20 protein-coding genes are annotated in these 24,697 nt (G+C 60.5%); 9 read left to right on the top strand and 11 right to left on the bottom strand.

The window, feature by feature from the left end:
* Window positions 1-28: 28 nt before the first annotated feature.
* From VNM72_08590 to VNM72_08580, 3 genes are all read right to left on the bottom strand, one after another.
* Window positions 29-2,290 carry an SBBP repeat-containing protein gene (locus tag VNM72_08590; protein HXF05459.1) on the bottom strand — a complete coding sequence of 754 codons (2,262 nt, stop codon included), beginning with the start codon at window positions 2,288-2,290 and terminating at the stop codon, window positions 29-31.
* 299 nt (window positions 2,291-2,589) lie between these two features.
* Complete coding sequence (locus tag VNM72_08585; GenBank protein HXF05458.1) at window positions 2,590-3,957, bottom strand: sigma-54 dependent transcriptional regulator; 1,368 nt, start codon at window positions 3,955-3,957, stop codon at window positions 2,590-2,592.
* Window positions 3,929-6,229 (bottom strand): ATP-binding protein, encoded by a 2,301-nt coding sequence (locus VNM72_08580; protein ID HXF05457.1) that lies wholly within the window; start codon window positions 6,227-6,229, stop codon window positions 3,929-3,931. Before VNM72_08580 ends, VNM72_08585 begins: the two co-directional genes overlap by 29 nt.
* Before the next feature lie 158 nt (window positions 6,230-6,387).
* Between VNM72_08580 and VNM72_08575 the strand changes: the two genes are divergently transcribed.
* On the top strand, window positions 6,388-7,164 hold the full coding sequence (locus VNM72_08575) for a thiazole synthase (protein ID HXF05456.1): 777 nt from the start codon (window positions 6,388-6,390) through the stop codon (window positions 7,162-7,164).
* A 67-nt stretch (window positions 7,165-7,231) separates the two neighbouring features.
* On the opposite strand, the gene VNM72_08570 is transcribed toward VNM72_08575, so the two are convergent.
* The 6 genes from VNM72_08570 to queE form a co-directional block, all read right to left on the bottom strand.
* Window positions 7,232-8,155 (bottom strand): ABC transporter ATP-binding protein, encoded by a 924-nt coding sequence (locus VNM72_08570; GenBank protein HXF05455.1) that lies wholly within the window; start codon window positions 8,153-8,155, stop codon window positions 7,232-7,234.
* Between the two features lie 63 nt (window positions 8,156-8,218).
* Entirely contained in the window at window positions 8,219-9,088 is an 870-nt protein-coding gene (locus tag VNM72_08565) for a hypothetical protein (protein ID HXF05454.1), read from the bottom strand.
* Entirely contained in the window at window positions 9,085-9,951 is an 867-nt protein-coding gene (locus VNM72_08560) for an ABC transporter permease (GenBank protein ID HXF05453.1), read from the bottom strand. Before VNM72_08560 ends, VNM72_08565 begins: the two co-directional genes overlap by 4 nt.
* A 21-nt stretch (window positions 9,952-9,972) precedes the next feature.
* Window positions 9,973-10,470: a prepilin-type N-terminal cleavage/methylation domain-containing protein gene (locus VNM72_08555; protein HXF05452.1), complete on the bottom strand. Its 498-nt coding sequence runs from the start codon at window positions 10,468-10,470 to the stop codon at window positions 9,973-9,975.
* Window positions 10,471-10,650: 180 nt separating this feature from the next.
* A complete protein-coding gene (locus tag VNM72_08550; protein ID HXF05451.1) occupies window positions 10,651-11,871 on the bottom strand; it encodes a tetratricopeptide repeat protein in 1,221 nt (406 codons plus the stop codon).
* A 137-nt stretch (window positions 11,872-12,008) separates the two neighbouring features.
* Complete coding sequence (gene queE / locus VNM72_08545) at window positions 12,009-12,644, bottom strand: 7-carboxy-7-deazaguanine synthase QueE (GenBank protein ID HXF05450.1); 636 nt, start codon at window positions 12,642-12,644, stop codon at window positions 12,009-12,011.
* 176 nt (window positions 12,645-12,820) lie between these two features.
* On the opposite strand from queE, the gene ubiE reads away from it, so the two are divergent.
* Together ubiE and VNM72_08535 are read left to right on the top strand one after the other, a co-directional pair.
* Window positions 12,821-13,573, top strand: a complete 753-nt coding sequence (gene ubiE / locus VNM72_08540; protein HXF05449.1) for a bifunctional demethylmenaquinone methyltransferase/2-methoxy-6-polyprenyl-1,4-benzoquinol methylase UbiE — start codon at window positions 12,821-12,823, stop codon at window positions 13,571-13,573.
* Entirely contained in the window at window positions 13,570-15,837 is a 2,268-nt protein-coding gene (locus VNM72_08535) for a UvrD-helicase domain-containing protein (protein ID HXF05448.1), read from the top strand. Before ubiE ends, VNM72_08535 begins: the two co-directional genes overlap by 4 nt.
* 127 nt (window positions 15,838-15,964) lie before the next feature.
* Here VNM72_08535 and VNM72_08530 read toward each other — a convergent pair whose 3' ends face one another.
* Window positions 15,965-16,603, bottom strand: a complete 639-nt coding sequence (locus VNM72_08530; protein HXF05447.1) for a hypothetical protein — start codon at window positions 16,601-16,603, stop codon at window positions 15,965-15,967.
* A 257-nt stretch (window positions 16,604-16,860) separates the two neighbouring features.
* Between VNM72_08530 and VNM72_08525 the strand changes: the two genes are divergently transcribed.
* Window positions 16,861-17,520, top strand: a complete 660-nt coding sequence (locus tag VNM72_08525) for a hypothetical protein (GenBank protein ID HXF05446.1) — start codon at window positions 16,861-16,863, stop codon at window positions 17,518-17,520.
* Between the two features lie 246 nt (window positions 17,521-17,766).
* Here the strand turns inward: VNM72_08525 and VNM72_08520 are convergent, their stop codons facing one another.
* Entirely contained in the window at window positions 17,767-19,281 is a 1,515-nt protein-coding gene (locus VNM72_08520; protein HXF05445.1) for a tetratricopeptide repeat protein, read from the bottom strand.
* A gap of 165 nt (window positions 19,282-19,446) precedes the next feature.
* Here VNM72_08520 and VNM72_08515 point away from each other — a divergent pair, with 165 nt between their 5' ends.
* The 5 genes from VNM72_08515 to VNM72_08495 all read left to right on the top strand — a co-directional run.
* Window positions 19,447-20,871, top strand: coding sequence for a Glu/Leu/Phe/Val dehydrogenase (locus tag VNM72_08515; protein ID HXF05444.1), 1,425 nt, complete (start codon window positions 19,447-19,449; stop codon window positions 20,869-20,871).
* Between the two features lie 169 nt (window positions 20,872-21,040).
* Complete coding sequence (locus VNM72_08510; GenBank protein HXF05443.1) at window positions 21,041-21,418, top strand: MGMT family protein; 378 nt, start codon at window positions 21,041-21,043, stop codon at window positions 21,416-21,418.
* A gap of 192 nt (window positions 21,419-21,610) precedes the next feature.
* Entirely contained in the window at window positions 21,611-22,384 is a 774-nt protein-coding gene (locus VNM72_08505) for an ABC transporter ATP-binding protein (GenBank protein HXF05442.1), read from the top strand.
* Complete coding sequence (locus VNM72_08500; GenBank protein ID HXF05441.1) at window positions 22,381-24,084, top strand: hypothetical protein; 1,704 nt, start codon at window positions 22,381-22,383, stop codon at window positions 24,082-24,084. The genes VNM72_08505 and VNM72_08500 overlap by 4 nt, the downstream gene beginning before the upstream one ends.
* 202 nt (window positions 24,085-24,286) lie before the next feature.
* Window positions 24,287-24,697 (top strand): zinc ribbon domain-containing protein (locus VNM72_08495; GenBank protein HXF05440.1); only part of this gene is annotated, 411 nt, incomplete at its 3' end.

Genomic DNA, 24,697 nt, shown 5'->3' with positions numbered 1-24,697 from the left:
ACTGGCTCCAAGCCGACGCCTCTCCTCCCTACGGTGAGCTGCCGGATGGCGGTGGCGTGGGGATCGGCTCGCCGATCTTGGTGACAAAGGCGTCGGCTCCTCCACCGCTTGTCGGTCGAAGAGGGTTCCTCGTGGGAAAATCGGTGGATGAGGTGGCTCCGGTGATGTAGGTATTGCCGGAGACATCGGTCGCCACCCGAAAACCGATCTCCTCGCCGCTGCCGCCGAGGAACGTCGAGAAGGTGAGGGCGAGCCCCTGAGGACCGCCGATGCGCACGACGAAGACGTCCGACGACCCGTTCAAGGCTGCCTGCAGCGGATTGGCGGTGGGGAAATTGGCCGACTGCGTCGTTCCGACGACGTGAGCGACGCCGGTGAGATCAACGACCACATCAGCTCCTCGGTCGGCTTCGCTGCCTCCGAGATAGGTCGAGTAGATGAGGCGCCTCCCCGTCGCATTCACTTTTGTGACGAAAGCATCTTCATCGCCTCCATTGGTCGCTTGCAGGGGAATGGCCGTGGGGAAATTGGTGGAGTCGGTGGTGCCGACGATATGCGCATTCCCCAAGCCGTCCACAGCCACCCGCGCCGCCACATCAATGCCCGTCCCGCCGAGATAGGAAGAATAGACCAGACCCGATCCAGCCGGGTTGAGCCTGGTCACGAAAGCGTCCCGACCTCCCTGGAGCTGGGGCTGGAACGGTCGTTGCAGGGGAAAGTTCGTTGACTCGGTGAAGCCAACAACATACGCGTTCCCTCCGCTGACGGCGATGCCGGTTCCGACATCAACGCCGCTGCCGCCAAGGAACGTCGAATAGACGAGGGTTGAGCCCCGGGAATTGAGCTTCGTCACAAAGGCATCGAGCACGCCGCCGTTACACAGAACATCCGTGCCGCATCCCCGGTCAAACGCGCCGACGGTCGTGGGGAAATTCACCGAGCGAGTGATCCCGGTCACATAGGCATTACCCAGACCGTCAACGACAATATCGCTCGCTGCGTCTTCTCGCGTTCCGCCGAGGTAAGTCGAGTAGACGAAGCTGCCGCCTCCGGAGGAAAGCGCCGCGACAAAAGCATCCGTCTCACCGCCGAATACCGCCTGCAGCGCGTTGGCCGTTGGGAAATTGGCCGATGCCGTCACGCCGGCGAGAAAGACGGTGCCGAAACTATCAATCGCCAATCCGCCGGCTTCGTCATTGTTGCTCCCCCCGAGGTAGGAGGCATAGACGAGGACCGTTCCGGCGGGATTGAGTCGAGCGACGAAAACATCGCTATTGCCTCCGGGAGACGACTGAATCGCCCGACTGAGAGGGAAGTCGGTGGACGTCGTCGTTCCCGCCACATACATATTGCCAACGATATCCACGGCCAGTCCGGTGCCGATCTCCGCCAGGCTGCCTCCCAGGTACGTCGAGTAGAGAACAACCGGATCAATGACGAGTGACCGGGTGCGATCGTACGAACCGATCTCGAACGCCACCTCATCACGTCCGGTCAAAACGTAGCGAGCGGGGATTGTGCGGCGCTCGCCCCCGAGGTCTTGATAGACGACCGGTTTCTTCATGCGCACCGAGCCTCCGGCCACCGAGGCCAGAAGGTCTCCGTTGGAGTCACGCTGCACTCGGTCGGCTCCTTCGAGCGTGAGTTGAATCGCTTCCGTGCGGGCTCCCGGCGCAACGATGAAATCGTACTCCAACTGGCCCTGGCGACCGTAGTAAACGAGGTCCACTCCCGGATAGATGTCGGCGTACTTGACCTTCGCATACGTGGGGATGCCGGTGCGCCATCGGGTCGGATCATTGCCGAGAAAGTAGTTGACCCGGCCCGGCAACTCTTCAACTCCCTCAGCCGACGGGCGGGAGGCGGCTCCGACCGGTTTCAGCCGGAGCACGGCCTGTGACACGGATCGCGCCGGGGACGACGTGGAGCGTCCGGCGAGGACATTTCCTCGGGCACAGACTGACGCGCGCTTCAGGCGGGGCTTCTCGTCGGCTCGTTGCAACAGCAGCGTCGCCTCCCCCTGGGCGAGAAAGAGCGTGTAGCCCGCTCCCCGGGCGAGAAATTGAACGCGCTCATCCGTCTGCCCGACGTTCTTTTCAAAACTCAAGGGAAGATTCCCGGTGGCGCTCGCCCCGGAGAGCACCGCCGCGCGTGTCTCCGCTTCGGGCTGGGCGATGTACTCATCCGAGGATGTTACGCTCCGGGACGAGAGGGGCCCGGCCAGAGAACTTCCCATCACCAGCACAGCGATGATCAGTGGTCTCACCTTCAGCGTCATGTGAAGTGTCATAGAACCCTCCTTTGATGTGGTGCAGGCTGTTGAACCTGCAAACTGTCGCCGACGGGAAAGTCTGCGCGATCTCCTCTTTCAGGGCAGCAACCCTGTTCTATAGCGAATCCTCCACCGTCGGCATCACCATGGGTGGGAAAGCTTGAGCGGGAGGACAAAGACAGCGGGAACGGACCCTCAGGCCCGGTAGCGCTGATCACTTATCCGCAAGCTCTAGCCATCCTCCTCCCCACCATCGTCTGACGAGGCAGAGGATAGCACGTCGAGGGAGCATCCGCCAACCGAAAAACGATGACAACCTAAATTTTTTCCACCGTCCGGGGGGAGATACCGAGCGCCTTCATGCGCCGATAGAGGTGACTGCGATCAATCCCCATCGCCTCGGCAGCGCGCGTGACGTTGCCCTGCGCCTCGGCCAGCTTGCGCAGGATATACTGACGCTCGAAGGCCTCCGCCGCTTCCTGAAACGTGCGATAACTTGAGGTCAGATCCGTTGGGGGGAACTCATCGCCACCGAGCGGCGGCAAATCGTCCGCCTCGATGACCGGCTTGGCCCGCATGATGACGACCCGTTCAATGGTGTTCTTCAGCTCCCGCACATTGCCCGGCCAGTGGTACTCCTGCAATCGAGCGATCGCCGACGCGGTGAATTCCTTGGGCGTGCGTTGATAGGCCAGCGAAAATTTTCGGTTGAAGTGATCCACCAGAAGGGGAATGTCCTCACGCCGCTCCCTGAGCGGAGGAACGAAAAAGGGGATGACGTTGAGGCGATAGAAGAGGTCCTGACGGAACTCTCCGCGCTCGATCATCCGCTCCAGGTGTTTGTTGGTGGCGGCGATGATGCGCACATCAACGGTGATCCAGGTATTGCTGCCGACGGGCTGAATGCGCCCTTCTTCGAGGGCGCGGAGAATCTTGGCCTGGGTCTTCAGGCTCATGTCGCCGATCTCATCGAGAAACAGCGTCGCTCCATCGGCCATCTCGAATTTTCCCCGGCGGGTCGTGGTGGCTCCAGTGAAGGCTCCCTTGACGTGGCCGAAGAGTTCTGATTCCACCAGCTCTTCGGGGATCGCCGAGCAGTTCAACTCGACCAGGGGCTTATCGGCGCGACGCGACTGGGCGTGAATGGCTCGCGCCACCAGTTCCTTTCCCGTTCCCGATTCCCCGTAGATGAGCACGCGGCCTTCGGTCGGCGCGGCCACGGCGATTTGCTGGCGCAGCGCTCGCATGGGCACGCTCTCGCCGATCATCTCGTAGTCCCGCGAGAGTTTCTCCCGCAACTCGTGCGCTTCCCGTTCCAGCCGTTTCTGCTCGATGGCGTTTCGCACCACGAGCAGCGTGCGTTCGAGCGTCAAAGGTTTTTCCAGGAAATCGAAGGCTCCGAGCTTGGTCGCCTGCACCGCCGTTTGAATCGTCCCGTGACCGGAGATCATCACCACGGCGACATCGGGATAGAGCTGGCGGATGCGCTGCAAGGTGTCGAGCCCATCCATGCCGGGCAGCCAGATGTCGAGCAAAACGCAACTGTACGGACGGCGCTCCAGGGCCGTCAAACACTCCTCGCCGCTGCCGACATCGTCCACCGTGAACCCTTCATCTTCGAGGATTCCCCGGAGGGACTGCCGAATTCCCTGCTCGTCATCCACGATGAGAATCGAATGCGCCATGGCTGCTTCGTTCGATCCCGCTTCCCGTCTCCGGTGGCGAGAGGGTCGTCACGGATCGGGCCTCGCTCGCCGGAAGTTCGATGATGAAAGCCGCTCCACGCGGCGGGTGATCGTCCACACGAATGCGTCCGTGATGTTCGGTCACAATGCGATGGACGATGGCCAGGCCGAGCCCCGTCCCCCGCTCTTTCTTGGAGAAATAGGGGGTGAACAGCTTGCCCTTATCCTCAGGACTGATCCCCTGGCCGGTGTCGGCGACGATCAGCCGAACCACGTCCTGATCGGGGAGATAATCCGTCCGCAGCGTGATTCGGCGGTCTCCGCTCATGCCTTCCATCGCCTCCAGCGCATTCTCTATGAGGTTGACAAGCGCCTGCTTCATCTGCTCGACGTCCAGCTTGACGGGAGGAAGATCAGGGGCGAGATGCGTCTCGATGATGACCCCATTCAATCGGTCGTGATAGAGTTTTGTCGCCGCCACCACGGCGTCGTTGAGAGAGCCTTCGACCAGTTGCGCTTCCGGCAAGCGGGCGAAGCGGGCGAATTCATTGACCAGCCGCTCAAGGGTATGCACCTCGCCGAGGATCGTGGCCGTGCACTCGTCAATGAGCTGGCGGTAGCGGTCGTCGGTCCAGGAAAATCCTTCGCGACGGACGTGGCGGGCGATGCGTTCGGCCGAAAGCTGAATGGGCGTGAGCGGGTTCTTGATCTCATGGGCCATTCGGCGGGCGACTTCGCTCCAGACGGCCTGGCGCTCGGCCCTCACCAGTTCGGTGATATCCTCGAACATGACGACGACTCCCTGAGCACCCCCCGTCTCATCGCGCAGGGCCGAGGCGGTAACGACGAGATGCGTCGGCCCGCCCGAGGTGTGAAGTTCCAGCTCGCCGGTGGCGAATCCCGTGCGCAGCGCCCGCCGGATGAGCCTGGTGACGGCAGCCAGCTTTTGCTCGCCCAGCAGAGGAGCGAAGATCTCCGTCACCGACGTAGTGGGAGCCGGCAGATCGGTTATCTGCAAGATGCGCCGCGCCGCCGGATTGATCGTCGTCAGTCGCCCGGCGGTATCGAGTGACAGGACGCCGGTCGAGAGGCTCTCCAGCACCGTCTCGATGTAGCGCCGGCGTTCGTCCAGCGTCTGATTGATCTCCTGCAACTGACGAGCGGATTCCTCCAGACGCTGCCGACTCTCCCTGAGATCCGCGATCATCTTGTTGAAGGACGCCACCAGCATGGCCAGCTCATCTTCGGCCCAGCAGTCAACCTGTCCGCTGAAATCTCCCCGAGCGACCTTCTCGGTGGCTTCGGCCAGGGCTTGAATCGGCTCGGTGATCCCCTTGGCCAGATACATCGCCATCCAGGTCGCAGCGAAAAGCAGGAGGAAGGTAATGACGCCGAGCACCTGCAGCGTCACGCGACGCACCCGCCCTTGCTCGCGGTAGAGCCGTTCGTAGGCTTCCTGCTGACGGGCCAGATTTGCCGAGAGCACGGCGAACTCCGACGGCATTTGATAGACGGCCACCAGTCCTCCGCTGCGCGACTCGAAGGGGATTCCCACGACGAGTCCCATGCGGCCATCTCCGTCGCTCCAGACGCGATCGAATTCCGCCCGGCGGAGAACCGATGCCCGGGCCGCCGCCAGCGCCTCGGCGACCGTCGGCGGCCACTCGACCCGCCGTCCCCACGAGCCCCCCGGGATCATTTCCACCATCACCAGTTTGGAATTCTCTCGCTCCGCCGACAGAATGGCCTGGGCGGCTTCAACCGAATCCGAAGCGAGCTTCGCTTCCACGAGCCGTCGCAGCGTCCTCACCGTCTGACGCAGATCATTGATCTCATCTCTGGCGTAGGTCTCGGCGAATCGCTTAGACTCGGCCACAATCTCACGATAGGGCGTACCGAACCACTTCTCAATGGTGCTGTTGATGAAGAGGTAGGAGAACATCGCCAGAAAGATCAACGGAAGAATCGAGATGAGGATGAACGAGCGGACGAGTTTCGTCTTCAGGTGAGAGCCGAGTCGCTGCTCGTGCCGCTCGCGCCGCAGCCGGAGCAAATTCCGCGCGAGGATAAAGGCGAAGACCGAGAAGGCCACGAAGTTGAAGGCTGTCAGACCGTAAAGAACCAGCGTATCATCCGGGGCTCGCACCGGACCCGTGGGCGGAAGCTTCAACAATCCCATCAGCACGAGCACGCTGAAGGTGATGAGCGTCACCGCCGACAGGCTCAGAATCACCATCCAGGCGGGAACGTGGGTGCGTCGCTCCTTCGTCATCGCTTGACCCTATCACACAATCCTGTGGAAGAGCAGACATTCTAGCAAAGATGACCTCCCAAGGGCAGGGCTGGCTTCCACCGTCACCGCACCGGCTGGAGATTCCCATCGCCCCGCGCAGCTTTCCAATCCCGCGCGGGAACGGTAGAATAACGCCTATGACCGATGACAAGCTCGTGATTGCCGGACATGCCTTCACTTCCCGCCTGATTGTGGGGACGGGAAAATATCGCTCCTACGAGGTGATGGTCGAAGCTCACGCCCGCAGCGGAGCCCAGATTGTCACCGTCGCCGTGCGTCGTGTGAATCTCGACCGGCGGGAACCATCGCTGCTCGATTACATTGACACGACCAAATACACGCTGCTTCCCAATACGGCCGGATGCTATACGGCCGAAGAAGCCATCCGCACGGCTCATCTGGCCCGCGAAGCCCTCGGCACACCCTGGCTCAAACTCGAAGTCATCGGCGATGAGAAGACTCTTTTCCCCGACACCGAAGCGACTCTCGCGGCCGCCCGGCGACTCGTCAAAGAAGGATTCATCGTGCTCCCCTACGTCAACGATGATCTGGTGGTGGCGAAGAAACTCGTGGATCTCGGTGTGGCCGCGGTGATGCCACTGGCCGCTCCGATCGGATCGGGGCTGGGCATTCAAAACTACACCAATCTTCGCATTCTCCGCGAGCAGATCACCGAAGTGCCTCTCATCGTTGATGCCGGCGTCGGTACGGCGTCCGATGCAGTGATCGCGATGGAGATGGGCTACGACGGCGTGTTGATGAACACGGCCATTGCCGAAGCGCAGAATCCCCCCTTGATGGCGGAGGCCATGAAACTGGGCATCGAAGCCGGTCGCAAGGCCTTTCTGGCCGGGCGCATGGCCAAGCGCCTTTATGCCAGCGCCTCCAGCCCGCTCGAAGGCGTGGTGAGATAACTCCGCAGCGACCGCGCCCTTTTCCGTTGATCCCGCCGGCCCGATGCGAATAGACCGGAAAGCACTCTTATTCGGAGGTGAAGAATCGTTCGAGCGTGGCCTGGGCCGGCGTGACGGAGATCAGTCGTCCGCCTCGCTGGCGAATGATCTGTAAGGTCTCGTACACATCGGCCTCCGAGGCCACCTCGATGCGCACGCCCGATGGGGTGGACCGAACCGATGCGCCACGTGCCGCGAGCCATCGGCACGCCTCCTCATCAAGGTTCGTGGCGATGATCTCCATCGCGCGAGAACCGAGGCGATTCAGAAGCTCCGCCATCGTGCCGCAGGCGACGAGCCGACCCCGCGCGATGATGGCGACCCGGTCGCTGAGCGTTTCCACATCGGCCAGGATGTGAGTGCTGAAGAAGATCGTCTTGCCCTGAGCCTTCAGCGCCAGCAGCAGATCGCGCACGTGAAGGCGACCGACGGGATCCAGTCCCGTCATCGGCTCATCGAGAATCAAAAGGTCGGGATCGTTCAGCAGCGCCTGCGCCAGCGCCACACGAGTGAGCATCCCCCGGGAGAGTTTTCGCACGGGGCGGTCGGCCATCTCCGGTTCGAGGCCGACCAGATCGAGAACCCGACCGATTCGCGCCCTTCGGTCCGGTCGAGCGAATCCAAAGAGTCGAGCAAAATAATCCAGCAGTTCCCGAACCGTCAGCCGATCGGGCAGCGTCGGATTCTCCGGAACAAATCCCACCCGCTGTCGCACGCCGGGATCCCCAACCGGTTGGCCCAGGAGCCGAATCGAACCCGATGTGGGGAAGAGAAGACCAACGGCGAGCTTCATGAGCGTCGTCTTGCCCGCCCCGTTGGGACCGAGGAAACCGAAAATGTCGCCCGCCGGCACCTCCAGCGTCAGATGATCGAGGGCTCGCACTGCGCGGCGGCGCAAAAAGCCCAGCGGATAATCCTTGGTCAGATTGTCACAGGCGATGGCAGCGATCATGATGTCCCGGCAGAAGGATTCGATCTGCAGCCCCGACTCGCGGCGATGAGGCTCCGGCTCCTTTCACAACCGCGGCAGGACGATGGGCGACTCGGACGACAGGCGCACCTCGGCCGTCTTGTCGTCGAGGACATAGGGGAAGCCGAAGGGATCAACGGGATGACGTGTGAGAATACCGCTTGCGATGAGGTCATCCCAGGAGCGCGGGAGCCGACCGTGTCGAGCGCGAAATTGAGCGACGGCACCGCTCAATCGTTCGATCTCCTCCAGCGCGTCGAGACAGGCCAGTTGAAACGCGGCATTTTTCTTCATCAGTTCGTTTTCCGCCTGATGGTATCGTTCGAGCCAGAGGCGACGGGCAATTTCGCGCCGACCGGCTTTGACGTAGACGGCGGCAGCTAATCCTTTGGTCCAGGCCGGAGCCCGGGGATGACGGCTGGCCCGATCGAATACGTCTGCCGCGCGGGCGTAATCGCGCAGCTCCCAGAGGAAGATGAATCCTTTGTCCAGGATCAGCCGCCACTCATCGGGATTAGCGGCGATGCCTCGATCCAGCAGCGCGAGCGCACGCCAGGGCTGACCGGCTCCTCCCGGCGGCGGCAGCGCCAGAAAGAGGGCCCCCAAACGATAGGCCGCCTGAAATTGCGGATCGAGCGTCGTGATGATGTCGAGCAACGGTTCTAACAGATCAAACCGTCGGCCCGGTCGAAACGCCCGCTGACCGTAGTACTGAACGGTTCGCACCCAGTAGAGATCGGCCAACACGCCCTCACACCCGAAACTCAGGCGCTTGAGGGTATCGGCGGAGAGATAGAGGGCCTCTTCGGTCGGACGGGCGCGTCCGGCTTCGGCCTCGATGGACCGTTGAACGGGCGGAACGATGATCGCTCCTGCCCCCACGATGATCAGGACCATCAGAGCCCGCTTGCTCATCGAAACTCCCGCCGCTCGAAAATCATCACGGCGACAAGCAGAAGTATCCCGCCGTAGAGGATGGCATAGAGAGAGACCTTACCGACAAGCGAGAGGGCGAGTTCCTGACCATGAGCGACGGCCGTGATGAAGTTGAAGTTCTGGAAGTTGGGCAACGTGTAATAGAGCATCCGGCACAGCAGAGCCACTCCGGGAGAATCCACCGTTTCGGCCAGATGGGCGAAGTCGCTCGTCAGGTGACCGATGAGGAAAAGAACGAAGGTGAGGATGGCCGAAAGCACCGGCGTGGAAAACGTCGCGAAGAGCAACGCCAGCGCCAGCACGAGAAGCGCCTGAAGATAGAGGAGGAACGCAGCGGGTACAATGATCGCATGAAGAGATGTGACCGAACGGGTGAGAAACGTGAGCGCCAGGAGCACGGCCGCCGTCATGAAGGTCACGCTCGCCCCAAGCGTCACGGCGCCGCCGACGAATCGGCCCAGGAGGAGTTCCCCCCGACCAAGGGGCTTAGACAGCAGCATGTAGACCGTGCGCTGCTCGATGTCCCTGCCCGTGAGAGCGAGGCCCAGGAAGATGGCCAGCAGTGCGCCGAAGATGCGAATCGCACTCAGGCCGACATCAATGAGGATTTTGCGCTCCTGCCCCACCGAAATCTGGCCGAGAAGCAGCGCCGCAGCGATGACCATCAGGGCGAAGAGAAGGAGGCTGTCATGAAAACGATCTCGTCGCGCTTCCACCCAGCAGGCGCGAGCGACGGCGAGAATCCTCTGCCAGGAGTGGGACGAAGCAATCGCCCGGGAGGAGACGGACGCCCCCTCCGGGGAGATTGTCGGCTCGTCGGTGGCGCGTGCCGTTGGCCTCATCCATTCGGCCGTGAGAGACCTCTACTGCGTGGATTTCGCATCGCTCGGTTTGGTCAGCACCCCATTGCTGGTGGTGAAACTCGCCGTCGAGGATTCGTAGATCGTTCCGTTTTGATCGGTGCCGAAGTAACGGATCCCCGTCGAGCCCGGCGTCGAAGGATGGAGTTCCGCCGCATACCCCGTGCCCAAGCCGTTAGGCGCATCGCCGGTATCGGCCGCGCTTCCCTCATAACCCGATTTGGCGATCGGCGTCCCTTTGGCCCCCAGTTGCTCGGCCAACCCCTCAGCAATATCTCCACTGGCCAGGAGATCGTTGGGATCGCCATAGAGGTTATTGTGGGAGATGGAGAAGGTCAACTGCGCTTGATTATAGCTGCGGAGATTGCTGATGGCCGCCGTCTCGTTGGCGGGAATCCGAATGCGCGTCAGTCGAGGAATTCCCAGCGCCAGGATGATGCCAATGATGACGATGACGATCAAAAGTTCAATGAGTGAGAATCCCTGCTGCCGTCGTTTCATAGTGCGACCTCATCTTTTGGGCCGTAATCTTTTCACGCTCACCGTCACGGCGAAGTTTCACGAGCTTTGCGCCCGCGGGTGCCCGTCCGACAGCGTGAGTGAAAGCAATTCATGGCCACGTCCGCGTGCGCCGTGGCCTTTGGCCGCCTCGCGTCCCGCCCCCCATTCGAGCGATCAGGATTACGGCTTCTTCTTGCCCTTCTTCTGCTCTTCCAGGTAGGCCGAGAAGGCTGCGATCATCTCATTGGCCTGTTGCACCTGTACGGCGCGCTGGTCATCTCGCTGGGCTTTCTCCACGAATTCCTTGAGGACTTTCAAGGCTTCGGAGATATTGGCCGGATCGGCGGATTGGGCGAGCGCCTGACCGATGCCAAACAGAGCATCGAGATTATTCGGGTCGAACGTCAACACCTTGCGATAAGCAGCCACCGCATCAGCCGTCCGCACCGTCTCCAGGTACATTTTGGCGATTTGCAGTTGGGTGCGGGCTTTATCTGCCGGTGTCGTTTGGACGGCAAGCAACGCCTCGTGAGCCGCTACGGCCTCGTCCAGCCGTTTCTGATCGAGATATGTTGCGACGACCGCCAGCGAGCGGCACAGCAGGCCCTGATAGTTCGGCTTTTCCGCAGCCTTCGTTTCCGGGATGAGGGAGATGGCTTTCTGAGCCGTTTCAATCGCCAGGTTGAAGGCTTCCGCGGCCTGCGGTCGCTCCTTGCGATTGAATCGCTCGACGCCGAGATTATGGTAGGCTTCGGCCATCCGACCGAGCACCACGTACAACTGCGGATGATCGGGGCTGGCTTCGAGGGCAGCCTTGTACTCGGGCAGGGCTTCTTCGTACTTGCCGGCCTTGGCCAGTTCGTTCGCCGCATTGAAGTGCTTGATCAGCTCCTCATCCCGAGCGGCTTTCTTCTTTTGCTCTTCGTACTGCCTCATCTGTTCTTCCAACTGCTTCTTTTGCTCGGCGGTGAGCTGCGGCGTCTGGCCTCCCTGCCCGCGCTCGGCAACCCATTTTTGAATCTCCTCCAGCGTCGGGCGACGGCCATCTCCAGGGGTCATCTCAATGGTGCGCCGCAGTACGGCTTCCCCCGGGGGCGGAATCCGCACGTTGTATTCGTAGTAGGGAGTGAGTCCCGGTCCCGACACGATGATGACGTAGCGTCCGAAAGGCAGGCCGATGTGAGCGAACTGCCCCTTCTTATCGGTTTTGGTTTGGTAGTGACCTTTCACGTCAATGCGGTACAGCTCGATGAGGGCATTGGCCACAGGGACCTTCGATCCATCGGCTTGAAGGGCATAAACCTCCCCCTCGATGGCTGCCGTTTGAGCCCAGGCGACAATGGTGAGACTGAGGACGACTCCCAGGACACTGAGCATCTGGCGGATCATTTTTTCGGTCATACTCTCTGTCCTCGCTGTGATTCTGTCTCTCGCCTCCTCCGGTGTGAGAGCCTTTTCGCTCTCACCCGGCCATAAGTGTACCACTAGCGAAAGCCCGCCGGAAATAGAAGATGCAGCCGGATCAACTCGGTGGCCTCTCATCTCCCCCTCACGTCCGGCCCCCAGATGTATTTGTGGAGCTGGAGCTGGAGCCGTGCCGCCAGGTGACTCTCCAGCAACCACTCGGCTAAGAGTCGGGGATCGAGTTCGCCGTGAACCGGAGAGAAGAGAAGACCCGCCCGGCTGGCGAGATCGTATGTTCGGATGACATCCACCGCCCAGTCGAAATCACGACGATCGAGGATCACGAACTTGACTTCATCCGGCGGACGAAGATCGTTGATGTTCTCCCAGAGGTTGGAATGCTCGTGACCGCTGCCGGGGCATTTGATGTCCATGATGCGGATGACCCGACGGTCGAGGTGGTGGATGGGAAGGCTGCCGCTCGTTTCCAGGAGCACCGTATAACCGAGATCGCACAGTCGCTCCGTCAGCGGATAAACCTCCTTTTGCACGAGCGGTTCGCCGCCGGTGATTTCCACCAGGCGACAGCCATAGCTTTGCACCTTCTGGATGACCTCCTCCACAGTCATCCGTTGACCGCCATAGAAGGTGTACTCCGAGTCGCACCAGCGACAGCGAAGAGGACACCCGGTGAGCCGGACAAACACGCAGGGCAGCCCGGCGTAAGAGGACTCGCCCTGAATCGAATAAAAAATCTCAGTGATTCTCATCGTCTGTCCGGCCGCTCAGCCGAAAAGGGCTGATCGCAGCGACGATTTCCCTCTGGCCGCCCCCGATGGATTTTCTCGTCATGATCAACGGAGTCCGGCTTACGAGAATTTCCCCCACGAGATGAGTGACATGACCTCGGTTGCACAGATACTCGCGAGCGTGTATTTTACCCTCCGTGAGGAAGACGGAGCAAGGTACCAATTCGACCTGTCTCCGCGCACCGGACGGACAGGGGAAACCGAGCGAACAGGTCAAGCAGATGTTCGCTTCCATCGCCCGACGCTACGATCTGTTGAATCATCTGCTGTCGCTGACCATTGATCGGCGCTGGCGTCGGATGACGCGGAAAAAGATTCGGGCGGCGCTCACGGTACCGGGAGCGCGCGTGCTCGATCTGTGTTCGGGAACGGCGGATCTGGCGCTGGAGCTGGCCGCCGAGGCTCCCGTCATCGGGCTGGATTTCTGCCACCCGATGCTGCTCATCGGTCAGCGGAAGATCGCGCGTCGGCGGGCGAGCGTTGATCTGGTCGAGGGAGACGCTTTGCGCTTGCCGTTCGGAGACAATCTGTTCACGGCAGTGACGATTGCCTTCGGCCTGCGCAATCTCGAATCGGCCGAGGACGGACTCCGCGAAATGTTTCGCGTCCTTCGGCCGGGAGGTCTGGTGGCCGTGCTCGAATTCTCTCGATTGCGCCTGCCGGTAGTGGGCCAGCTCTACGGCTTCTACTTCAAGCACGTCGTGCCCCGCGTGGGAACGATGATCTCCGGCGTCTCCGGTCCCTATCAGTATCTCTACACGTCGGTGCAATCCTTCTTCGATCCGGCTTCGCTGGCCGATCTCATGCGCCAGGTGGGATTTCACAACGTGCGCTATCAGCCGTTTTCCGGAGGCATCGTGACACTTCATCTGGGAGAGAAACGGGCATGAGCCTGACCGATCTCAACGACCGGCAGCGCGACGCCGTCCAGTATATGGGCGGCCCGCTGCTCATTCTGGCGGGAGCCGGATCGGGGAAAACCCGCGTCATCACCTACAAGATCGCCTATCTCATTGAGCAGGGAGGCATCCCCCCGAATCAGATTCTCGCCGTCACCTTCACCAACAAGGCCGCCGATGAGATGAAGGAACGGGTGGCCCGGCTTCTGGGAAATGAGCGGCTCGCGTCACAGCCGGTCATCTCCACGTTTCACAGTTTTTGCGTGCGCGTGCTCCGCCGATTCATCGAACAGCTCGGCGAGGGATACACCTCTCAGTTCTCGATCTACGATGAGGAGGATCAGCTTCGAGTGATCGCGGCCTGCCTGCGAGACCACCAGCTGGACGAAAGAATCGTGCCCGCGCGAGTGGTTCAGGCGCTGATTACCGCAACCAAGAGTCGGGGTCTGGGAGCGGAGGAATTCGCGGCGGAAGTGAGCGCGAATCCGCATTCAAAGAAGGCCGTCGTGGTTCCGGTCTTCCGCTCATACGAGGAGCGGCTGCGGGCGTCCAATGCTCTGGACTTCGACGATCTCCTGCTCAAGACCGTCGCTCTGCTTCGCCGCGTGGATTCGGTGCGCGCCTACTACAACGATCGCTTCCGCTTCATCCTCGTGGACGAATATCAGGACACGAATCTCCCGCAGTTTCACCTCCTGCGACTGTTGACCGAGAAGCATCATAACATCTGCGTGGTGGGTGATCCCGATCAGAGCATCTACCGCTGGCGGGGAGCCGAGGTCCAGAACATCAACGATTTCGAGCGGCACTATCGGGATGCTCGCATCATCACGCTCGACCAGAACTATCGCTCGACGCAAACGATCATCCAGGTCGCCAACGCCGTGATTCGTCACAATCGCCAGCGCAAAGAGAAAACGCTCCGCACGGTGAAAGATGTCGGCGAGCCGGTGCGATATTACTGCGCCGAGACCGGCGAGGGCGAAGCCCGGTTCGTCGCCGATCGAATCGTTGACCTGCTGGCGGCGGATCCGTCGCATCGGGTGGCCGTGCTCTATCGCACCAATGCTCAATCGCGGCTGCTGGAGGACGCCTGTCGCGCCCGAGGACTGAGTTTCACGATGGTCGGAGGATTTTCCTTCTACAAGCGGGCGGAAATTCGGGACATCCTCGCTTACCTGAAACTGGCGCTCAATCCCTGGGATGACGAGAGCTTCCGCCGCATCATCAACTCACCGCCGCGAGGAATCGGACGCAAGACGCTGGAGGCTATCGAGTCCCTCGCCCGCGAGTACCACCTCTCGCTCTGGGACAGCGTGAAGCTGGCTCTTGTTGAGGCGCGGCTGCCGGAGCGGAGTCTCGCTCCGCTTCGGGATTTCGTCGGAATGATGGAGGCGCTCGCCGAGCACGCTCGTACTAACGGCCCCGCCGACGTCGTTCGCGCCGCCATCTCCTCCACCGGCTACGCTCAGGCGCTTGAGGCCAAACGCACGACATCGGCACGATCGCTGGAGGCCGAAAGCCGATTGCTCAACCTCGAAGAGTTGGTCACGGCAGCCACCGAAGCGCAGGAGCGGGGCCAGTCGCTCCGGGAGTTTATTGACCATGCCGCTCTCATCTCCGATGCCGACGAATACGATCCCAACGCCCCGGTGACGCTCATGACCATGCATAGCGCCAAAGGGATGGAATTCCCCACCGTCTTCATCGTGGGGCTGGAGGAGGACCTCTTCCCCCACTTTCGCTCTCAAAACGACGAGGCTGCACTGGAAGAAGAGCGGAGACTCTTTTACGTCGCCATCACGCGAGCCCAGCAGCGCCTCTTCCTCACGCATGCCCGCATGCGACGATACCAGGGGAAAGAAGTATCCGCTCGCCCCTCCCGCTTTTTGCGCGAATTACCCTGGGAACTGGTAGAAGATCTCAGTGAGGATCACACCAAAGAGGCGTCCGGTCAGGAAGATCATTCCTTCGCCCGCCCCCGCGCGACCTATAGCGGAAAGACCTATAACACCATCGAGAGCATTCGGCACTTTTTCGCCGAGCGGGGCATGTCGGTGAATCTGCCCGATCCCTCATCGCCTCCCCGGAGCCGCTCGTTTCGGCCCGGTATGTGGGTGCGCCATCCCGAGTATGGAATCGGTCGGGTGCTCCGGCGAGAAGGTCAGGGCGATCGGGTGAAGCTCATCGTCTCGTTTCCCGGATTCGGTCAGCGCACATTGATGGAGAAAGTCGCCCCTCTGGAAGAGGTCTGAACCTCGCCCTCAGCCCGATAGGGGATTCTTTTTCCGCCCACTTTATCATTTGAGGACGGGGATCACAGAGAGCCTCCTCGCACAGAGGCCGCTCGCCGGAGTGACGGGGGAAGGCTGTGCAATACGTTCAGGAGGATTCTTGATCCTCGTGTTCTCCCCAGTCGCTTTCGATTTCGCGTTGAACCTGACGATGAAGCTGGCGGCGATTTTTAGCCAGCACCTCGCGGCGTTCGGCTTCCAACTGATCGAACATTTCCTGAATCGTCGCGGTGGCGAAATCGTAGAGTTCGGGGAAAGGGACGAGCAGGCGCAAGAGACTGAGCATCTCCAGGACGCCATCCCGTTCGACGCTGACCAGGCCGCGCTCGCCCCAACTGCACGAGGACTGAAGGCCCGCGATGAGCTTGCGGATCAATTCCCGGAGCAGCACATCCTTGCCCGATTCCACCGATCGGTCGGAGGGCGACATCTTGGGCGTGAACGTGAGCAGACGACGAGCGTTGACATCGTCGAGCAGCGCGCGGGTATCGGAACCGTAGAGGGCCTTTGATTCCATCCACAGAGAGACCATCTCCACGCACTCCTCGTAGGTGGCGAAAAATTTCCGATCGCGCAATGCCTCGGCCAGTGCTGTCGCGCGCTTTTCCTGAGATAGAGAGTGGAAGGCCGGATCCAGGAGCGCCAGGTCCTGGAGGACGATGGCCAGGTCAACCTGGGGAGAAAGATCGCTCAGCTTCTCCAGCAGGAGTTTCTTGCTTTCGATCATCGCCCGCTTATCTCCCGACCGGCGCGAGTCCAGCCGCCGTCCGCCTCCTATCCGCGTGCGCTGCCGGTACTTTATAACTCCAGGCGGGACAGGTCAAGCCCGATTGACTTCGGCCAGCTCGGGGCCTATGCTAAGCAAAGACCCGGTGGACGACGAGAAGAACACTGGCCTTTGGCCGAGAGACGTCCGTGTGCGGCGACCAAAGGCGTGTGTGACCTCCCATCGTCCCACATCGGCGCGTCTGAGGAGGAAGTGATATGATGAAAGGGGCTGTGAAACGCATCCTCATCGGCATGGCGGTCATTTTCGGAATGCATCTGGCCCTGGGAGTCCTGGTCACTCGATACGCCGAGAGCGTGGAGAAAGCACAGACGGAACCCTTAGGGGCCAGTTTGCAGGTGGGCAATCCGTTGTTTCTTGCGATCATTCTCGGCAGTTTCTTCATCGGCGGTCTCATCGTGGGATTCATGGAAGAACGGGTTGTGCTGAGCGAACCCATTGTCGCAGCCATGCTGGCGATGGCGCTGGTCTCCGGCTCGGTTCTCTGGCTGGGATTGGGCGATACGCTGTTTCTCGTCTCCTACGCTCGCGCAGGAGATTGGGGATCGTTCCTGGTGACCGTGGCCATCGGCGCGGTCACCACGCTCGGCGGATCGCTCATCGGCGAACGCATGCGCACCCCGGCAGAGGAAACGCCCATTGTCCTCACGTCGGTTGTGATCGGACTGGGATTGGTGATTGTCGGTCCGTTCCTGCTGCTGCTTCCCTATGGCCTGCCCTGGTATATTGCCGTCATCGCCATCCTGACCGTTCTGGTTCTTGTCGGCGTGGCCTATTATCTGTTCGTCCAGGGTCGGACATTCGAGGAGGAAGTGAGCGAAATCTCCATCCATCCTGAGCGCGAGCGGCCGCGATAACGCTTTGCGCTTCTCCCGGGAGATCACACTCTTTGCCCGAGTGGCGCGAAGGAGAAAGCATAGCCTGACAGTTCCCGCCTGCCTGGCGACAGAGAGCCTTTTTCAGAGATTAATGCCTTCGGCCTGCGGGCGCAGGCGCTCGAAGATCTTGCGCTGCCTTTCCCGTCTGTGCCGCTGGTGAGGCAGGTTCGTTGCTGGCCGCAGACGGGAAAGGTCTGCGTCACAGGAAGCGCATCCGGGCCGGCCTTACGGTCGTCGGGTTCGGGCCGGTGGAGCCGGTTTCGTGCTTCGCTCGATGACGGCGAGCAAGGCTTTGACGTCTTCGAGGTGTTTTTGATCCTTCCCGATCTCCACGTATTTGCTCAGCAGCGGCTTCGCCTTCGCTTTGTCTCCCGCGTAGTAGTAGTAGACGCCCAGCTCGTAATAACTTTCGGCGTGATTCGGATTGACGCGCTGGACGTGCTCCAGCAGGGGGATCGCCAGCTCAGGATTATTATCGGCCAGATACTTCTTGCCCAGCTCGAACAGCTTCTCGTCGGCGCGTTCCCCAAGCTGTTGAGAGAGCGCCTCGTAAACGCCAATGGCTTCGGCGACGCGTTTTTGCTCCAGGTAGAGGGCGGCCAGCGCCTGACTGTACTCGGGTTTCTTGGGATCAAGACGAACCGCCTGTTGATATGCGGCAATGGCCTGCTCCGGATGATTCAGATTCGCGTGACAGCGTCCGATGGCATACCAGACGGCGGGTTCCTCCTTGGGAAGCATCTTCCGACCGGTTTCGTATTTTTCCAGCGCCGCCTGGTAATTTCCCTCTTTGATCAGTTGATCGCCTTCGGCCAGGAGTTTGGCCGCCTGCTGAATCACCGATTGTTCCTTATGCTGCTGAATCAAGTTCTCCAGGTTACGATAAGCCGCTTCGTCCGGCTTCCGCTTGATCGCATCGCGGATGATTTCCAGGGCTCGGTCGTGCTGCCCGTCGTTAGCATAGGCGAGCGCCAGGTTGTACATGGCATCGGTATTGTCGGGTTGGAGCTTGAGCTGTTCGGTGTACTTGGCGATGGCCGTCTTGAAGTCCCGTCGCGCCATAGCGTCCGATCCTTCATCGCCGAGCCGCAGACCGGGGAGAATTTTCAACACCTCGCGGTAGCGCGGCTCGTCGGGATTGAGCGCTACGGCCGCTTCGACCTCCTTCCGCCCCTCATCCCATTTGCGTTGCTGAATCAGGGCAATGCCTAAGAAATAATGGCCGTCGGGATTGGCGGGAACGATCTTGAGCGATTCGCTCAATTTGGCCGCCGCCTCGGGATACTTTTGTTCCTGAAGCAGCTTGAATCCCTCCTGGAAGAGTTGATTGGCCTGCTGAAGAAGGGCCGGATCTTCAAAGTAAAGCTTTTTGTTAACGTCGCCCGGCTGGAACTTGAGGGTGACAGTTTCCTGCGCATTGGCGGCGATGCGCACCGGCTCATAGTAACTTGGCTCAAATCCATTCTTCCGGCCGACGACGCGATACAGTCCCACAGCCAGCTTCTTGAAGGTCGCCTCCCCTTTCTTGTCGCTCTTTTCCTCCAAGGGCTGAGCCATGCGCAGACCCATGACCCAGAGGCGGACGTCCTTCAGAGGTTGACCCGAGGCATCCACGCATTTGACCAGCAGCGTTCCCGTCGCTTGCTCGTTTTGCCCTTGAGCGTGAACCACCAGGGGGACAACGATCAAAACCGCGCTCGCCAGCCCGGCGATGTAACTCGTCCGTCGTTGTACTGGCACTGTTTCTTTCCTCCATCAATCAAGGATGTGATCCGGGCTAAAGATTACCTGAGCCGGGCACGCAGTTCAAGCTGATGACGCCGCGTCCGGCTGTGATATAATGGGGCCACCCGATATGAAACGAGCGGAGGCGTTTCGTCCCAGGATCAACAGGAGGACAGGAGAATGACGGCCCAGAAGGTCGCAGAAGACCTCAATCTCTATCACATCGTCTCGCAGCAATTCGACAAGGCGGCAGCCCTGCTCGATTATCCGCGCGGGCTGCTGGATCAGATCAAGGCGTGCAACGCCGTTTACTTCGTCCAATTTCCCGTGCGGTTCGGCGACGAATACAAGATTTTTCACGGCTGGCGCGTCGAGCACAGTCAGCACAAGAAGCCGACCAAAGGAGGGATTCGCTACAGCGATTTCGTCACTCAGGATGAGATCATGGCGCTGGCCGCACTGATGACCTACAAATGCGCCATCGTGGATGTCCCCTTCGGGGGAGCGAAGGGGGGCGTCCGCCTCAATCCGAAGAACTACACCGAAGAGCAACTGGAAAAGATCACCCGGCGCTACACGGCCGAACTCTACCGCAAGGGATTCATCGGTCCGGGGATCAGCGTTCCCGCGCCGGACCTCGGCACAAGCGAACGCGAGATGGCGTGGATTGCTGACACCTACGATGCGCTCAATCCCGGTGGCATTGATAATCTGGCCTGCGTCACCGGCAAGCCCGTCAGCCAGGGCGGCATTCGCGGGCGCAAGGAAGCGACGGGTCGAGGGGTTCAGTTCGCCCTGCGCGAGGTCTTTCGCCATCGAGAGGACCTCAAACGGATCGGGTTGAAAGGGACGCTGGCGGGCAAGCGCGTTGTCGTCCAAGGATTCGGCAACGTCGGGTATCACGTCGCCCGGTTCTTACAGGAGGAAGACGACGCCCGCATCATCGCCGTGGCCGAGGTGGATGGAGGCGTCTACAATCCCAAAGGGCTCTCCATCGCCCGGCTGGCCGAGCACCGGCAGGCGACGGGATCCATCCTCAACTTCCCCGGCGCGACCAATATCGCCGATCCCCGTCAGGTGCTGGAGATCGAGTGCGACATCCTCATTCCGGCGGCGCTGGAAAACCAGATCACGCTCGAAAACGTTGATCGAATCCGCACGAAAATTCTCGCCGAAGCCGCCAATGGTCCCACCACGATCAAAGCCGAGGAGATACTGCTCGCCCGGGGCGTCTTTGTTATCCCGGATATTTATCTCAATGCCGGGGGCGTGACCGTCTCCTATTTTGAATGGGCCAAGAACCTCATGCACATCCGGTTCGGTCGCATGGAGAAACGGCGGGAGGAGATGCAGCAGGAGCGACTCATTCAGGCGATGGAGCGCATCACCGGTCATAAAGTTCCAGCGGCCCTGCGGCGTGAGCTGCTTCACGGGCCGGACGAGGAGGACCTGGTGAATTCGGGACTGGACGAAACCATGTGCCGCGCCTACAACGAGGTGCGCGAGACGGCTCTCCGACGGAAAACGGATCTGCGCACCGCGGCTTACATCGTGGCGATCGAGAAGGTCGCCCGCGCCTACCGTGAGCTGGGAATCTTCCCCTGAACGCACGGGGGGTGGCTCGGTGAAGAATTTTCCTGCCGATGCGATGGCTCGCGCCTGTCCGTCTCTCGACGAACCGATCTCACCACAATATCGTAAGGAGCAATGAGCGACGGTGTCGGTTGATCTTCGGGGTGCACCGCACGCTCACGGGGATCATCGCAGGAGGGCGATGAACAAGACCAAAGGACAGTTCTCGGAAATCTACCGGTGGGTACGGCGCATTCCTCGGGGGCGGGTTCTCTCCTACGGAGATATAGCCGCGCTCTGTCGGTCAGGCGTTAGCGCACGCACCGTAGGATGGGCCCTGTCGGTGTGCCCCGATGACCTTCCCTGGCACCGCGTCGTTAATCATCAGGGACGGCTCACCATCGGGCGACGGTCATTGGTCTTGCAAGAAATCCAGCGCCAGCGGTTGCTGGCCGAAGGAGTTCGGTTTGTCGCCCTCAATCAAATCGCTATGGATCGCCATCGCTGGAACCCACGATCACCAGCGAAAAAGGCTCGCCCGGCCGCGCGCAAGTGCCATCGGAAGGCATCGGTCCGATGAAGAGTCACGGGCTCCTTCTGATCTGCCCTACCGGGCGCGAATGCTTTCCCGTGGCTGGCGGTGTGATACAATTGTCGGCCTTGCGTCGGAAGTCCGTCGGGCACAAGGGGCACCGTGCCGATGGGAGTGGAGAGCGTGGTGGAGATATTCCGAACGCCTTCAGGCGCAGGTATGAGGAGACGAGGATGACCTATGATCGAGGTAACACATTTGACCAAACGCTATAATGGAACGGTCGCCGTGGACGACATCTCCTTTTGCGTGCAACAGGGGGAAATTCTCGGCTATCTCGGCCCAAACGGCGCGGGCAAGAGTACAACCGTCAAGATGCTCACCGGGGTGATTCGCCCCACCAGCGGTCGGATCATCATTGACGGCCTCGATATGGCGGAGAATCCGACCGAGATCAAAAAGCGCATCGGCTATGTCCCGGAAACGGGGGGACTCTACGAGAGCCTCACGGCTTACGAATATCTCCAGCTCGTCGGGCGACTCTATCACCTGGATGAAGATGTGCTCGACCGCCGCATCGAAGAGTTCATGACGCTCTTTGGCCTGGTGCAGGTGATGCATGATCGGTTGTCGAGCTATTCCAAGGGGATGAAACAAAAGGTCCTCATTTCGGCGGCCCTGCTGCACAATCCCAAGATCATTTTCCTGGACGAACCGTTGAGCGGACTGGATGCGAGCAGCGCCCTGCTGCTGAAGGAACTGGTTCGACGCCTGGCGCAGGAGGGAAAAACCATCTTCTATTGCTCGCATATCCTCGATGTCGTCGAGCGCGTCTGCGATCGCGTCATCATCATCAACAAAGGCAAGATCGTGGCCGATGGCCGGGTGGATCAACTGAAGGAGATGACGCGCCAGGCATCGCTCGAAGACGTCTTCAAGCAACTGACGCTCAGCACTGATATTGGGGAGCTGGCCGACGCCTTCGCCCGCAGCGTGGTGGAGATCGGACGATGAACCTCTGGGATTCACCCCGATGGAACGCCCTGGCGGCCCGTCTGGGCATTGACTTCCACCAGTATCGCCATCTGTTGTTGGCTTCGCTTCGGCTTGATTTCCGCCGGCGAAGCATCCGGCTTGACGCGCACACGACCCAGTCGGCGCTGGCGATGAGCTGTCTCATTTATGGCCTGTTCAGCCTCATGATGTCGCTGGCGTTCGTCTTCGCCACGCCGATTACGCTCTTTCACTATTCGGTCTTGCTCCTCGCCTACTCGATGACGATGATGGCGCTGGTGGTGCTGTCCGATTTCGGCGCGACCATCATCAGCCCGGACGATTATGAGATTCTTGGCCACCGGCCCATCAGCTCACGAACCTATTTCGCCGTTAAGCTCAGCAACCTGCTGTTCTATGTGCTGCTTTTCGGCACGTCGCTGAGTTTCTTCCCGGCGGTTCTTGGGGCATTCGCCAGGGAATCGCGCTGGTATTTTCCTCTGGTTTACTTCCCGGTGGCGCTGGTGGCGAATCTCTTCGCCGCTGGCCTCATCATCCTCTTTTACGGAGCCCTGCTCAAGGTCATCAATTACGAGAAGTTCAAGGATGTGATCGTCTATCTTCAGGTCGTGCTCTCGCTGACGGTGCTCGTCGGGTACCAACTGATTCCGCGCTCCATTCGCTATGTCGAGCAGGGACACTTCGGCGATTTTGATCGCTGGGTGTTATTGATTCCTCCCGGATGGTTTGCCGGTCTGGTGCAGATCGGGCTCGGGCACATCACGCGCGATTACGCCGTATGGGCGCTGTGGGCGATGCTGGCGACGGTCTTTCTGTTGGGAGCCGGGTTGCGCAGCTTTTCGCTCGACTATTCGGCGCATCTGGCGCGGTTGCGCACAGTCGCCAGCGACTCTCGCCCGCCGTCCGGTCGAAGCCGGGAGAGGGTCCGATGGCTCTCCCGCCTTGAGCACCTGCTGCTTCGGCATCCCGAAGAACGAGCCGGATTTTATTTCACCCGACAGATGCTCCGTCGCAATCGGCTGCTCAAACTGCGCCTCTATCCGACTCTGGGATTCCCCCTGGCCTTCCTTTTCATCGGATTCGTGGATAAGAGTCTGGGCGATCCACTCGTGAGCAAGAAATTCCAGACGGGGTCATTCTTCTCGGTCATGGTCGGACCCATGCTCGTGCAGTCATTCCTCACGCTGCTCCCGTACTCGGAGGAGCATGCAGCCGGATGGATCTTTCAGGCCAGTCCGCTGCAGGAGCGCGAGCGATTTTTCTCCAGCCTCAAGAAAGCCTTTTGCCTCTCATTTCTCCTCCCTCTTTTCGTCTTTCTCGCCGTGATCTTTTCGTTCATCTGGCCTCCTTCCCATGCGCTTGTACATGCGGCCTTCGGCCTGGCGATGGCTTACTTTTACCTGGGGGTGGCATCACTGTTTTATCGCGGCGGCTATCCCTTCTCGGAACCGATCATCAAGGGCGTTCAGGCGCAGCAGATGGGCCTCGTTTTCGTCTTCTTCCCGGCCTTTGGAGCCCTGTTGTACCTCCAGTATCTCGTCTACCGGCAACAGGCGATGCTATGGCTGGTGATGGCTGTAATCGTCGGTCTCGGCCTTGTCCTGAATAAGATCGCCAACCGGCGCATCGCCCGGTCGCTGGAGCAAATGGCCGGCAGCACGTCGTCCGAATCCCACGAGCTGCCAGGGAATCACTCATGAGCTTTCACCAACGACAACCGGGGATCAGACGGCGAATGACAAGGCGGAGGCGAGGGTCCCTGCCCGCCCGGCGCACACCTCCTGTTCTTTCCCCCCTGACCGTTACCTGTTATCCACAATGGCCAGAGACCGGAGCACGGTCACGACCGAGGGGCGCTGACGCGTCGGACCGTGATCGGCGAGCTTCTTTTCGAGAGCAACGATGATGGGTGTCTGCCCTCAGTGTGGGACCCGAACACTTCCTCAACAAAACTTCTGTCGCCGGTGTGGGACCGATCTTCGCGGACTCTCCTCGGGCTGGCGGGTGGGCGAGAGGCCGCCGGGCGCTTCAGCCTCCCGAATCCAGATTCTCAGTGATGTCGTTCACGACGCCTTATCCGCCGGCGTGAGTCAGATCAAAGCGATCCTCGGCGAATTACAAACGGGAGATCGGATCGCGGCGCTGAGGCGGATCGGATTCTGGTTTTTCTGGGTGGGATTGGCGGCTCTGCTCGATTGGGTGAACGGACTTATTCTCATCGCGGTGGGCATCGGGTTGATGGCCTACGCGAGAGGATTTTTCCGAACGAAATCCGCCAGTCCCTCGGCGGTGACCGGTGAGACGCGCTGGGAC

Source organism: Blastocatellia bacterium (assembly GCA_035573895.1).
Lineage (GTDB): Bacteria > Acidobacteriota > Blastocatellia > HR10 > HR10 > DATLZR01.
Note: the sequence above shows the minus strand (reverse complement) of the source record. Positions and strands in the feature narration are given on the sequence as shown.